The organism is Micromonospora coerulea, from assembly GCF_016598485.1.
In the GTDB taxonomy this organism is placed as follows: Bacteria; Actinomycetota; Actinomycetes; order Mycobacteriales; family Micromonosporaceae; genus Micromonospora; species Micromonospora coerulea.
In genome coordinates, this window is record NZ_JAEMUW010000004.1 from 154370 (window position 1) to 168545 (window position 14176).

Genomic DNA, 14176 nt, shown 5'->3' on the forward strand with positions numbered 1-14176 from the left:
TTGGTGGCTAGCTAGTAGATTGCGACGCAAGACTCACTGTCCAGGGTTCCGGAATCACCTTCCAAAACCCATGCGTCAGACCGCCTCGCGTCGGAAACGGCCAGGGTGGTAACCCACCGCCAAACGGAACCGTCCCGAACGATGTTGACTTGGATGCCCTCAACGAAGAACCCGAGCTGGTCCGCCGGGGCGGTGTCGGGGAGGTCGACCAGGGAAACCCGGTCAGACAGCCTCGCCCCGTACGCCAGGGCCCGGAGGGGCCCGTCAGTGCTGCCGTTCAGGGTGTGGGCGGCAATCTGCAACGTGTCACACCGGGGAACCGGGGTGCCGTAGCGGTGAAGCGTCCACCAGGCCGCGTCTTCAATCTCCAACGGATCGGCAACGTCCCGCACCAGGGTTAGCGCCTTGGCCCCGTACTCAGCGATGCTTTCGGCATCCTCCGCCACCCGGTACAACCCGGAGGCCCGTTCAACCCGAATGCTGTTGAATAGCTGGCTGTCGTCAATCTCGAAACGAAGGCCAGGGTTCCATTCCCGCACCGTGTAAACGGCAGGGGCCCCGATTCGACGCTGCCGGTTTTGGTAGATAGCCTCACCCGCCGGCCCGACAAAGAACATGCCGCCGGCACTTTCCGCCGTAGCGTCCAGCACTGAACGGCCGTCCGTGCCCTGATTCCAACGGGGGATAGCCAGGATGGATTGCCACGGATCAACGATCCGGGGGCCCTTCCAGCCCACGTTGTCCAGCACCCGCGTAAAGCGGTACGTCTCCCGCTCAGTGAACGTGTCCTGTGCGTACTGGTGAATGGTGGTATGCAACCCGCCGGGGAGGTCAAACAGAACCATCATGTGCGCGATGGTTCCGCGAATCGTATTCCAGTAGACGCGGTTACCGTTGGCGTACGTGGTGAGGTGAGCCCCGAAGTTCGCCCGCGAAATGCGGGGAGCCGGGTAGGGGCCATTGTTTGACATGAAGTTGAAAGCAACCGGGCTGTCATCAACGGTGATGGTCAACGTAGGCGTGTAGGTGCTGGTGGCGACCGTAACCTCTAGGTTGATGTGATGGGACTTGCCAGCCACAATGACACCAGCCGCCGACTTGCACGTAATCGTGCCCGTGTCGTCATTCCTGTAGCTGACCGCCTCAATTGACCCGTCAGTGTTGACCCACAGTTGCGAATGCACCTGAGACGTATTGACGAAGGCTTCCCACAGGTAAGCCTTAACGGCCAGGTCGGTAGGCTTGTACCAGAGGTCAACCTCAGTGCGGGAGGGCCGCCCAATGTCCGGGCGGTAATCCCGCGACCACTCAAGGGCCGCACCCTTTTTGTTGTCGGTACTGCTCTCACCGACAGTGAAGCCGCCGGAGTTTTCACCGTCGCTCCACGTCATCACCTTTTCAGTGGTGAACCCGTAAGACTCAGGGGCAAACTCCGCTTGCTTCACCTTGAGGGGGGCGGTTCCGATTACGGGGCTAGCTTGGGTGGCATCCTCGCCCTCAACGCCAGGCCAGTACGACACCTGGCCCGGGGTAGCCTCCACGCCCTCAAGCCAGCCACGGATGCCCGAACGGTAGAGGGTGTCAATCGGGGCCGTCAGAACGGCCGTAGAGTCCACACACTCAACCGTGACCGTGGATAGCGTGGAGTCGTATTCCTGCGTCCAGCGTTCAACGTAGCCCCGGAAAACGGGGAACGTGCCCGACACCTCAGCGATAGCCGACGTGCCACCGTTTACACGCACCTTGAGGTCAGCCACATAGCAGGACGCCCGAAGGGCCGTAAGCGACTCGCACTGAACCTGAGCCTTCACGGCACCGTCCCACGGGGCCGTCCATGAAATCTCAGAGGCGTTCAGAACGCCAGGGTTAGCGGTGAACCAGGCACCGTTGGCCCGGTTGTTCCAAAGTTCCTCGCCGTACAGGGCGGCAACCACGCACAGCCGCACCCGGCCGTCAGTGCCGCTATCGGCAGTGTTCCCAACCTTGGCAGAGAAGGTAACAACGTCACCCTTCTTTACGGGGATAGCGTCGGCATCCCCTTCCGCGTGCGGGAGGAACATGGTGTTTCCCTGGTCCCATGAGTCCATCCAAAACACGTCCCGGCCGCCGATCGTGGCCCAATCAGACCACCAATCAACCTCGGTCACGTCATGGAATGAGGGGTTAAGGCTCCACCGCCACAGGCCGTCAGTGTTTAAACGGTTTGCGTTCACAGCGTCAACGTGTAGCCGGTTATCGTCCGCCACGCCGTACACCCGGACCGGCTTACGGGGCTTCACCTTCCCCGCGTACGGGGCCGCAGCCTGAACCCGGATGGAGGCAAGCTCCGCCGTGAGCGGGTAGACGTTCTCCCCAACGGTAGCGGGGATAATGACAACCGCTACCCGCATGTGGTCATACGTCGGGGTAGACACCAAATCGGGGGCAGTGAAGCTGCCCGTAACCGTCGTCCATGAACCGTTAGAGGGGATCATGGCCGCGTCTTCAAGCGGGCTGAGGTTGCCTGCCGCGTCCGCCCAATACTTGCGGATACGAACCTGAGCCTTCCCCGTGCCGCCAGTGATGTAGGCCCGAACCTTTGCGGTCACCTTGAATAGCTGACCGGCTGGCACCTTAACGTCAAGCATGCCCTTAAGCGTCGCGCCCGTGTCCGACTGAGCCGAAAGGCTGTTGTGCGGAGATGCCGGGTCAACCCACCCGTAGGAAAAGCTGCCGGTAGTGGTGCCGTCAAAGTACGTGAGTAGCGACGAACCCTCTTCAAGATGGGCAGCGTCGTACCAGACCGGCGTACCGGAGGGCGGGAGCGTCCCCGTGGTGTAGCCCGTCAGGGTCACCAGGGACGCACCAGCGGGGGCGGTGCCCGTAACGTCTACACGGGTCCAGGTGGCCGCCGGAATGGCGACCGGGGCCCCGCTAGCGGAAGGCAGGAGCTTTGTTCCGCCGGCATCCTTCCACTCAATGACCGGCGTAATCTGCACGGCAACCGTGGAGTAGACATACATGGAGGCCGTATAGGTACGCCCGCCGGCAACGGTGCCCGGGTTGCTGGACACGTAGCCGCCGCCGGTGGTGCCGTTGGTAATCGCCTTCCAGGAACGGGTACCCCGGAAGGACTGTGCCGTATCGAAACCGCTACCGGCCAACTGAGCAAAGAACCCCCACCCGTTCGCACCCTCAGCGGACGGGTTGTGGAACAGGTTGAACCGCCGGTAAAGGCCCCGGGGGGCGTCAACCTTGACGCCCCCCTCAGTCATAGGCGTAATGCTCGCCCCGGTACCGGCTACGTTCTGAACGTAGAACCGGCCCGAGCCAGCCATTACCGACGTGTCCGCCCCCGTGGTGGAGGCGGAACCCTGGACCGCCCCGAAATACTCGGACAGCACGGGCAGCCAATCGCTGCCCGGAGTGAATCGGCCATCCGCGTTATCAAATTCCAGCTTGGCCGTACCAGCCTCAATCCTGTCCAGCTCGTACGTCCGGCCCCGCTTGCCAGCAATCGCGTTGACGTAATCGGTAACGTCGGTCCACTGAACCAGGGTGTCACTGACCTTGGAGTCAAACCCTACTTCCGCGTAAACGGTTGTATCACTCACAGCCCCGTAAAACCTCCATTCCGCTTACCGTTTCGGGAAATCTCATCCCGAACAGTCATTGCAATTGCCTTTGCCAAATCCCGCTCAGCCGTGACGTGTCCGCCAACGTGAACGACGACGTTTGCGCCATGCTGCGAGTTGGCAGCCGCAAGCGACCGGGAGTACAGGCCGCCCGGGTGGGCACCCTTGACCATGCCCCGGGTTGCCTTCACCACCAGGCCCCGCCGGCTGGCAATACCCTTAGCCAGTGCCTCCGGGATGCTCCGGCCGGAATACAGCGTCCAGCCCTTGCCGCTAAAGGGACCTTCCTTTGCGGGAGAGAACGGGAGCAGCCGACGCGCACCCGCTAGAACGTCCTTAACCGCGTCCTTGACCTTGCCCATGCCGGCCCGGATGCCGTCTGCCAGGCCGTCAATGATCTTTGCCCCGGACGACTTGAGCCAGCCGTAAGCGCCCGACAGGGCACCCATGACCTTGCTCTTGATGCCGGTGACAAGGGCCATGGCCTTACCAATGACAGAGCGAATGATGTTCACCCATGCATTCCAGGCCGAGGAAGTCAGGGACTTAATGGCGTTCCAGGCCCCGGAGATAATGGCCTTCCAGCCGTTGATGCTCCGGCTGATGACACCCTTAATGAAGTTGAACACCCCGGACAGAACCGCCTTAATGGCGTTCCAAACGGCAGACGTTACCGCCTTGATTGCCGCCCAACCCTTAGTAAAAATGGCTTTGTAAAGGTTGAAGAAAAACATCAGGTACGCCTTAACGGCGTTGAACACCGTTAGGATAATGGTTTTCCAGAGGTTGAAATAGAACTTCACGGCTGCAACGACAGCCGCAAACACCGGGGGAATGTACGTCTTGAACCAATTAACCACCGCCATAACGGCGCCCTTAATCGCATTCCAGACTGCAATTACCACCTTGCGGAAGGTTTCGTTGTTCTTCCAGAGGTAGGCGATAACAGCAATGAGAGCGATAATCGCAATGATGATTAGGCCAATTGGGTTGGCCGCCTGCAACACGTTTAGAACTGCCTGAACGGCTGCCCAGATACGCATTGCCACCGTGACAACGCCGATAATCACACCAAGGGCGGCAAGCTGAGCCACGAACGGCTCAATGAGGTCCCAGTTTCGCTTTACGAAACTGGCAACCTCGCCGAGATGCTTAGCAAACTTGGAAGCGGCCGGGATAACCTTGGTGGTCATGGTGACGCCAGCCTTAGCCGCCAGCTCCGAAAGCTTGGGGAGCCACTGCTTAATCATGGGGACCAGCGGCTTAACCATGTCCATAGCCGCCAGGCTCACATTGTCCTTGAGCGTGGACCACAGACCGCTAAGCGTCTGTGACTGCTTATCCATTGCTCCGGCAAAGTTGTTCTTGGTGTACGTCTGAGTTGCTTTCTCAAACGTGGAGGCGGACAGCTTCCGAGCCTCAATCTCCTTGCGGAGTTCCTTAACGCTCTTGCCCGTGGCAGCCGTCAGCATGTCCCAGATAGGCACGCCGTTATCAATGAGCTGGTTGATGTCCTCCATGCCCACCACGCCGGCCGCGTGGACCTGGCCGAAAATCTTGCCAAGGTCGGGGAGGGCGGATGACGGGAGGCCAACAGCCGCCGCCATTTCGCCCATGTTCATAACGAAGTCTCGCCGCACCTGAGTTGACTTGAAGCCGAAACCAAGTAGCACCTGGTCAGCCTTGGTCAAGTCTGAAAGCTCAAACGGCGTAGCCGCCGCCTTTTCCTTGAGCCACTGCATTTCTTCCTTGGCCTTGGCACTGGACTTAAGCAAGGTGCCGAAAGACACCTCCATGTTTTCAAAGTTGGCGGCAGTCTTGATGCCCAGCATGCCCACGGCACCAGCCGCAACCCCGAGGCCGGCAACAGCCATACCGCCGGCCGCGAGGATGGACCCACCAAACCCGGTCCAGGCCCCGCCGGCATCGTTGGCCCGCCGGCCGAGGTGTTCCGTTTCCCCGCCAAGCTTCCTAACGGCATTCTCCGCCGACTTGGCATTACCGACGATTACGACCTTAAGCGTTCTAGTTTCACTCACTACGCTTCTCCAAATAATCGCGCATGTAATCCGCGAAAGCCCGGTATTCCAGAATCGTCAAGCGCCGGGCTTCCTCCGGCGTCATTCGGTAGAAGTGGCAGAATGCGGCCCGATCCTTAAGCCGCTCTAGCCGTTTCCCTGCTCAGCCTCCGACTCCCCGCCGACGACAAGGGAAGTCACCTTGACGTTTCGGGCGTCAGCAACGGTGAAGTCAGGGTTAGCCTTGCGCTGAGTCAGCCAGACCAGGCAGATAATCGCCTTGGTAGAAACCTTTACGGTCATCTCCGGGCGGCCCTTTTCGTCAAAGGTCCGCTTGCCCTCATCGTCAAGAACCGGAACGGGCTTAATCGCCTCGTCAATGCTCTTGCCGGTGAAATCCTCGAAATCCTCAAGGTCACCAAGGGTCAGGTCATCGGGGTTAATCCTCAGGTCCACGTTTAAACGCTCCGTTCTATCCGGGGAATGCCTCAGCGGCCAACTCGTCAAGCCGCTTCATGTAGTCGTCAATGAGCTTCCGAGCGTCGTTACGAATCGTCGGATGCAGGAAGTAACCGGGGCCGCCATCCCAGCCGCCCCACTGATTGCCGCGCCACGCTTTGAACTGGCCGTATCGCTTAGACCCGAATTCGGCACCCCAGAAATACGGGTACCGGGGGCCACCACCGGAAACGGCGGAAGCGTTGGCGGAGCGGGAGGCCCGGAGGCTTGCAGCAGCCTTCCGGGCACTCCCACCCTCACCCATTGCCCGCGTCTTAGCCCGGGTGGCAACCTCGCGTGCCAGGTCGTAGTTAGCGTCCTTTACCTGTTTCGGGTACTGGTCGCTAACTTGCTTGAGGGCCCGGTTGAAATCCCGTAGTCCCTCAATCTGAATCGAACCGCCAGAGAACGTGGCAGCCTTACGGGGTGGCATCCTTGGTCTTGTAGGCGATAGTCACCGGGGAAGCCGCGCCATCCCAAAGGACAATTCCCTTGAGGCCCTGCTCAATAATCTTGGCCCCGTCAAAGTTGACGTCACCCTCATCAAACCGGCTAGCCGGCATGGTCACCGTGAGCTGTCCGCCCTGAGGGCTTGCCCAAGTGAGCGTGACCGAGGCGATAGCGCCGGAGGCGACAGCAGCCGCAACCCGGTTAGCGTGGGCCAGGCCCTCAAACTCACCCTTAAGCTCAAACTCGTATTCGCGCATGCCCTCTTCCAGCGGCTCACGCTTGCCGGTCGAAAGCCAACGGTCAGTCTTGAGCTGGTTATCGCCCTTGAACGAAACGTCAGAGACGCCGAACGGGGCACCGCCAACGTCCACGGTGCCGCCCACGAACGTAAAGAGCTGGCCCGTGGTGGTGTAGGTGGGGGTGCTGGCCGCGTACGCACCAGCGCCGGCCCCGATCGTCTCCTTTTCAAAGTCAAGGGAGAACTGAGCCTTGAGCACACCATCAACCGCGTTGGACAGCTCAAAGCTGGCAACCTTGCCACCCTCGTAGGTGAACGGGTAGAGGGTGCCCGTGTTATCGACACGGCCAACCTGAACCGTCAGGCTCTTACCCTTGAGGTCACCAACGGTGAACGTGTGGGTAGTGAAGCCGCCGACAGGGGCAGCCGAGGAAAACGCGCCCATGGAGTGCTTAAAGAGCATGCCAAGAGTGCTGTCCATGCCCTCAAGGTCAATGTCACCCTCCGCACCCTTGGGGTTCGGCTGGAAACGGTCCTTGTGCAAGACACGCTGACCGGCCCGGAATGCCTCCGAGTCGATCCGCTCATACTTGCCCTTGATGCCTTCCTTGACCATCTCAAGGAATCGGACAGGGGCAACGGCGGTGCCGTAGGTGATTTCCTCCGCCATGCCAAGGTAGCTATCGTGAATAGAGGCCATCAGCCCTCAAACCATCCTTACTTTGATTTCAGGGCCGGGCGGATGCCCTGACCTCAGTTTCAAACTGGCTTTCGTACGCGCCGTCAATCGGCCAAGATTTCAGGCTCTTAGGGGTGAACGTGCTAGTGATGCACCGCCCACCAATCGACGGATCAGCAGACACCAGGGATTCAAACTCCGCCGCTAGCTGGATTGCGTACGCCTCGCATTCGGCGGACGTGCCGCCGGCTGTCTGTACGGAGAAAATGACGGAGACAGCGAACGTTTCCGTACGGCTCCGGTTGGTCGCCCAATCGGCGGTGTCCCACCGGACTTCCCCGACAACCGCCCACTTCCGTTCCGGGGACCGGGTGGGGAACCCGTAGGTAACCTGTACGTTGTCCAGCGTCGTAATTGCCATACCGTCCAGCAGGCCCTTAAGGGCCGTCTTGACTGCAACCGCCTTGGTACTCACCCGAGGGAAACCCCCTCAATGAGCTTGAAGCGGAAGCCGTCAAGCACCGCGTCAACGGTCGGAATGCCAGTCTCGGAACCGGCACGCCCCGGGGTAGCCAGGGTGTAGGTGCCGCCGTCCGCCGGCTGAAAGCTGGTGGCTCTGTCCGGGATGCTGGAACGTTCCTCCAACAGCAGCCACCGGGCGTAAAGCTTGGCCGCCCGGCTAATGCCTGTAGGCACTGACTGGAAGCCGTAGACAACCTCAATCCCGGTAGCGCCATCCGGCAGCTCTGGCATAAAGGCCAACGGGCCCACACGCTCAAACGCGAGGGAGGCCGCGGTGCCCCCTGTAGTGGTCACAGAGGCCACGTCAAGGAAGGGGAGTGGGTCGCCACACTCCGGAAGCTCAGAGAGGCTTAGAAAGGCCGTACGGGGCGTGAAGCTCCGGCCGGTAATCCGCTGAAACTCAGCTTCAACCACTTCCCGGGTGAGGCGAACCTCAGCCGCCGGGTATCGGGCAACCGTCAGGTCTTCATCCGAGGCCCGTAGCTCCGGGATGGTGAAGACGTAGCCGCCGACAACCTCCACCGTCTCCACGTCCACGGCGGTAGCCCCGCCGTCCCAACGAACCGTGTAAACGCCAGGGGTAAGCATCCCGGGGGAGTACGTGTAAACGCTCCCCGTCTTGGTGGCCGTCCCCGTAGCGGTGGAGCTGGTGGCACCAGCCCGGGTGATGGTCACAGTGACCGCCGCCGGGGTAAGGGCCGTCTCATCGTCAAGGAACGTGTGTGCCAGGTTGACCACCCGGCCGCTCAGGAATCGGCCCACGGCTTAGCCCTCCGTCTTACGGGGGCGTCCTGGCCGCTTCTCTGCCGTCTCCCGGTTGGGGGTAGCCCGGCCCACCACGTCATCAACCAGTTCCGCGTAACCGTCTCCCAATAGGGAGATGGCCGTTGCCTGCTCTAGCTCATGCTCAGTGCCGGCCGCCAGGTGAACGAAATTCACCCAACCCGGGACCGTGCGAATGATCCGAACCTTCATGAAGACACCTCCCGTTATCGTCGTTTAGGAAAAGGAAGGGGGCCCACCCCGAAAGGTGGGCCCCGGTCCTAGTTGCCTATTAGGCGGTAACGGTCAGAGCCTTAACGCTGTTCAGGTCGAACAGGTCGCCCGAGCCGCGCCACATGACCTTGAAGGCCACAACGTCACGGTCGTAGCCGTACTCATCCGAGCGGGTGACCTTGAGGCCGTTAACCTGACGGATCAGGTACTTGGACGGGTCGCCGAACAGAACCGCCTTGGCCGAAGCGCCAACGATCGGAAGGTTCGGGTCAGTGAGAACCGGCTTGCCCCAGATGGTGTCCGGCTCGCCCGCCTGCACGCTCGGACGCCACATGTAGTTACCCGTGCCGTCAACAATCTTGGACAGGACCGGCACCGCAGCGTCGTTGAACATGTAAACGCCGTTCCGCCGGTAGGGGGCGGTAAGGCTGTACTGAAGGTCCAGCAGGTTAGCGAACGTGATACCCGCCAGGTTGGCAGCGTTGACGCCCGAGGTGGCCGCCCGGAAGGACCAGCCCGCCGGCTTGTTGGTGCCGTTGCCAAGCAGCAGGTCAGCAACAACCGCGTCCGCGACAGCCTCGCCAGCGTCCGCCGCCAGGATCGACAGAATCGGCAGGGCCGAGTCAGTCACGATTTCCTGAGTAGCCTCAACGATGACACCGTACTTATACGCGCCAATGTTGGTCTTGGTCCACGCCTGGTCACCCTTGGGGTAAGTACCCGGAGACTCAGACACCAGGGCCGCACCCGAAACCGGAGCGGTAGCCGGGTTGAGAGCGTTCTTGATCGGCCACTCCATGACCTCACCACCGGCGGTGGTCATCAGCCGGGCCCGGCCGAAGAACTGGCTACGGTTGCGCATAGCCTCAAGCACCTGAGAAACAAAGGTGGTCTGCTTGGTGTTACCCGCGTTACCGGCAGTACCAGTGGTGGCGGTACGGAGGTCGAAGTTGACCTCAGACACCTTGCCCAGAGCCAGTGAGCGAAGCTCCGCCGACTCGTCCCGGCCCTGGCCGCGCTGGTCACGGTTGCCAGCCAGGTTGGCCGCCCGAGCGTTCAGCTCCCGGTGCTCGACTTCCTGCTCAGCCGAACGGATGTGGCCCTCAGCCTCACGGCCAAGAGTGGCAATGTCAGTGTTGATCCGCTCGGAACGCTCGTCCCGGGCCGCGTCAGTCAGGGTGGCGTCACCCTGGACCGCGCGCAGCTCCGCAAACGCCCGCGCCCGCTTCTCAAGAGCAGCGTTAGCAAGCTCGATGTAGTCCATTAGACCTCTTTCGGAAATGGGGAAGAACCCCGAATTTGGGCAAACAAAAAACCCCGAGCCGTGTAAACGGCCGGGGTTGTGCGGCGGGGTTCTTACCCGCGCAGATTCAGCAGGCGCATGAACGCGCCAATTTGCAGGTTGTCATCCTGCGTGAGAATCGGCTTAACCTGGCGAACGTCGGAAACAAGGGCAGCCGCATAGTCAATTGCGCGCTTGTCAACCTTGCTCTCACTCGACAGATAGGCCGGGTAGGTCACCGGGGAAACGTCAAACAGCGACATAGCCCGGATGGTGCGCAACGGGAAATCGTCCTCATCCCGCGTCCAGCTCTCGCCCTTGGGCATGACCTGGAAACCAAAGGACGACTGAGTAACGTCTCCCCGCTCAAGGGAAATGAGCAGGTCCCGCACGTAGCTCTGCCGCTCGTCCGCGTCAATCTCGTACTCAAGGCCCGTGGAGTCCTCGGCCAGACGGAGCGTGCCCGCCTTGTTTCGGCCAAGGATCAGATTTGCGTCATGGTTGACAAGGGCCCGGATGTCGTCACGCTCAATCGCGTCCTTGCCGGCACCCTCAAGGATTGTTTCCTTGAAGCCGCCCAAATCCTGGCTACGCGCATTGAACTTGTAGGCGTAGCCGGCAATGACAATCCGACCCTCCCCGGCGGACCGGGTTTCAACCTCTGACGGGAGTACGCGCCGCTCAATCACTGGCACTAGTCCCCTCACTGTTGTTGTCTGCCGGAGGTTTTTCCTCCGGCGGGGTTTCCGCCGGCTTGGGGGCCGGAGCGGGCTTGACCTTTTCCGCACCCACCGGGGTTACGTTCATTGGCCGAACGTGCGTCTTGCCCTTGCCGCCCGGGATTGGCTCCATGTCTTCCAGGGCCCGCACCTCATCAAGCGACATAATCCCGTTGTTGACTGCCGACACGTACGCGGCGAATCGTTCAGCCGTCTTGGCCCTCAGTCGGGCGTCAACGTTGAATTTCACGTACTGGCCGTTAGGCAGCAATCCGGAAATGGCCTGCTCTAGCCGGGTAAGCCAGGGAATCAGGGTGTAGTCAACAAAGAACTTGTTCTGTTCCTCAACACCCGTGCCCCAAGAGCTGGTTACCGTAGGGTCGATAAGGTGCGGAGGCACCCGGTAGACCTGAGCAATTTGGATGTTCTGGAAACGTCGCGTTTCCAAGAACTGTGCTTGCTCCGGGGTGATGGAAATTGATTTCCAGGCCGCGCCGCCCGTGAGGATGCCCACCGCGTGGCTGTTCTTGATGCCCGCGTGGCTTTTCTTCATCATCTTTGCCAGCACGGCAACCTCACCCGGCTTGGGGGTGCCCGGGTGCTCAATGACGCCTGACATGGTGGTGCCCTGGCTAAAGAACCGGGCCCCGAATTCCTCCGCCGCAAGCCCGAGGCCGATAGCCTCGCGTGCGTGGTCGATTACCGACAGGCCCTTACGCTGACCGGGAACCGTGAAGGCAGGAATGTGGAGAATTTCCTTATCGGAAAACTCAACATCACCCACCCGGTACAGGGGCACGGCGGAGTCTTCATCAATCGCCACCGCCAGGGGGTCAACCGCGTAAACGCTGATGATCTGCCCGGAGCTATCCCGCACCGTGCGGATGTAGGCGTTACCGTTCTCCCCCAGGAGGGAAATCATGACCTTGTGCCAGAACGTGTACGGGGTTTCAAACGGGTTCGGCTTGGTGAGCCACACCGGGTTGTCTAGCTGTTCCCGCTTGCCCTTGTTCTTGATGCGCCGGTACGTGTCGATGGGCAGGGAGGCAATGCCGTCAGCAATCAAGCTCTGACAGGACCAGACCGCAACCAGCGTTCTAGCGGACTGAGGGGACACCTCAACGCCCGAACCGCTAGCCCGGGTAGACCGCTCAACGTCCCGGTCCCAAACCGCGCTAGGCCCGCTCAGGGCCGCCCGCGTTTCGATCCGTTTAAACAGGCTCACTCGTCAACCGCCCAACCGACCAGGCAGAGGAAGGCACCCAAGAGGAACAGCCCGAGCCACAGCGCCAGGACGAAACCGCCGGCCGCAAAAACGGCCAAACCGGCAACCTGTAGCCCGGAAGCCTGGTGGCCCTTGACCGCGTTAATCGTCGTCAGCGCCCCACGCTTCAAGGTATTCCGCCAGTGCGTCATTCTCTTCATCCGTCATGCCCTCCCCTCCGTCGTAGTTTTGGAAATCAATAAAGGAAACCTGCGCTTCCGCCTCAAGCGGAATGGCGGCACAAAACAGGGCGGTAGCCAGAGCGGCTATGCCGTCGATTTTTTCGCCAGACTTTTTCTTTGACGGCTTCATTAGGCCGTCACCCGTAACCTCAAGCTCAACGTTGTCCGCCATCCAGCGGAGAACGGGGTTACCGCCGTGGTAAAGCTGACGCTCCGCTAGTCCCGCCTCAATCGCCTTGCACGGGTCGTTTAGACGGGGTGCCGTTTGAGGCACCTTGACCGTGAGCTGTCCCCTGTCCTCAAGTAGCCCGATGAGGTGGGTTGCGTTCCACGGGTCGTAACCGACCAGGCGAATACGGAACGTCTCAGCGTCCCGGGTGATGTGTTCCAGGATGACGCTGTAATCCGTCGTGACGCCCTCTGTGACCGTAAGAACGCCGTCCCGCTCCCATACCTCCATCCGGTCCCGCATGTTGCTACGGGCCGTTACAGCGGGCCGAGGAACGAAGAAATGCGGAAGCGCCGTGAAGCCGTCCGCCTCCGGATCGGTAGGCGAACCCTTGAACAGCAACAGCCAGGCCGTGAAGTCTTGCGTTGAAGCAAGGTCCAGGGCCCCGAAGCATTCCCGGCCCTTGAGCTGGTCCCGTGTAAACGTCTGGGAGCCGTTGGCGTCCCAAACGCTCATGTCTAGCCACCGCTCCGCCTGGCTAACCCACTGGTTGAGGCGGAACACCCGGAAGGCGTTCTGAGCTGAGGGCTTTTCGGCAGCTTCCTTAGCCTCCGCCCGGAGGTTGTTGATGTTCAGGAAGTCACCAAGGGCAGGGTTGGCGAAATACCAGCCAGTGCCCCGAGGATTCTCGGGGGAGGGCGGTAGCCCCTCGTCCTGCCAATCAGCGTCCCGGGGGACACCCCGGATGAACACGAACCGGGAAGGGTCCGTGTCCGGCGTATCAAGCAGCCGGAGGCCGTACTCATGCTCCGCCAGGGCGAAAGCCGCCGTGGTGTACGCGGCTGTAGTGGCCGCGATCAACAGGGGAGCCGCACGGGTACCGAAACCCTGCCGCAAGCTGTCCCATAGGTGCCGGTCCCGTTGGGTCAGCACCTCATCAAACAGAACGGCTGACGGGTTGGTGCCGAGAGCGCCGGCAGCGTCACCGGGGAGCACCTGGTAAAAGCTGTTCGTCCGGGCGTACACCAGCCGCTTTTTGGAGTCGATGATTTCGACGTGTTTAGCTAGCGCCGGCTGTAGCTCCACCATCCGCTTAGCGGTGTTGTAAACCAGGGAAGCTTGGTCCCGGTCAGCGGCTACGGAGTAGACCTCCGCCGACTCTTCACCATCAGCTATGAGGTGATAGAGGGCCAGGGCGGAAAGAACCTCAGACTTGCCGTTCTTGCGGGCCATCTCAAGCCACGCAATCCGGAACTGCCTAACGTATTCGTCGTACTGGTCGTCATACGCAACGGTCCCGTAGAGGGGCCGGATGATTTCGTCTTTCTGCCACGGGGCCAGGATGAACGGGGCCCCGGCATGCCGTCCCTTGGTGTGGACGATGAACCGCTCAATAAAGTTGATGGCCCGCTCAGCGCGCGTGGAGTCATACCGGAAGATGCCCGGGGCCGGATCAGCCGGCCCGTACGGGGAGATTGGAAACAAGGCACCTCCCCGGGTTGACAAACTTTCCAGACCTAAGCTATCGTTTACACGTCAGCAGGG

The 14176-nt window shown here is 61.0% G+C and carries 10 protein-coding genes; all 10 read right to left on the minus strand.

Annotated elements, in window-relative coordinates; all coding sequences use genetic code 11:
* Nucleotides 1-11: 11 nt before the first annotated feature.
* Entirely contained in the window at nucleotides 12-3593 is a 3582-nt protein-coding gene (locus I8N68_RS07420; RefSeq protein WP_200209108.1) for a hypothetical protein, read from the minus strand.
* On the minus strand, nucleotides 3590-5653 hold the full coding sequence (locus tag I8N68_RS07425) for a tape measure protein (protein ID WP_200209109.1): 2064 nt from the start codon (nucleotides 5651-5653) through the stop codon (nucleotides 3590-3592). The genes I8N68_RS07420 and I8N68_RS07425 overlap by 4 nt, the downstream gene beginning before the upstream one ends.
* Before the next feature lie 126 nt (nucleotides 5654-5779).
* Nucleotides 5780-6088 carry a hypothetical protein gene (locus tag I8N68_RS07430; RefSeq protein WP_200209110.1) on the minus strand — a complete coding sequence of 103 codons (309 nt, stop codon included), beginning with the start codon at nucleotides 6086-6088 and terminating at the stop codon, nucleotides 5780-5782.
* 461 nt (nucleotides 6089-6549) lie between these two features.
* The gene (locus I8N68_RS07435) at nucleotides 6550-7518 is read right to left on the minus strand and encodes a phage tail tube protein (RefSeq protein ID WP_267909537.1); all 969 of its coding nucleotides are present in this window, start codon (nucleotides 7516-7518) and stop codon (nucleotides 6550-6552) included.
* A gap of 28 nt (nucleotides 7519-7546) precedes the next feature.
* Nucleotides 7547-7972 carry a hypothetical protein gene (locus tag I8N68_RS07440; protein WP_200209112.1) on the minus strand — a complete coding sequence of 142 codons (426 nt, stop codon included), beginning with the start codon at nucleotides 7970-7972 and terminating at the stop codon, nucleotides 7547-7549.
* Nucleotides 7969-8781, minus strand: coding sequence for a hypothetical protein (locus I8N68_RS07445; RefSeq protein ID WP_200209113.1), 813 nt, complete (start codon nucleotides 8779-8781; stop codon nucleotides 7969-7971). Before I8N68_RS07445 ends, I8N68_RS07440 begins: the two co-directional genes overlap by 4 nt.
* A 292-nt stretch (nucleotides 8782-9073) precedes the next feature.
* A complete protein-coding gene (locus tag I8N68_RS07450; protein ID WP_200209114.1) occupies nucleotides 9074-10279 on the minus strand; it encodes a phage major capsid protein in 1206 nt (401 codons plus the stop codon).
* Between the two features lie 92 nt (nucleotides 10280-10371).
* Complete coding sequence (locus tag I8N68_RS07455) at nucleotides 10372-10986, minus strand: HK97 family phage prohead protease (protein WP_200209115.1); 615 nt, start codon at nucleotides 10984-10986, stop codon at nucleotides 10372-10374.
* Nucleotides 10979-12241: a phage portal protein gene (locus I8N68_RS07460; protein ID WP_307812673.1), complete on the minus strand. Its 1263-nt coding sequence runs from the start codon at nucleotides 12239-12241 to the stop codon at nucleotides 10979-10981. Before I8N68_RS07460 ends, I8N68_RS07455 begins: the two co-directional genes overlap by 8 nt.
* Before the next feature lie 141 nt (nucleotides 12242-12382).
* Nucleotides 12383-14116, minus strand: coding sequence for a terminase large subunit (locus I8N68_RS07465; RefSeq protein WP_234038939.1), 1734 nt, complete (start codon nucleotides 14114-14116; stop codon nucleotides 12383-12385).
* Nucleotides 14117-14176 lie beyond the last annotated feature (60 nt).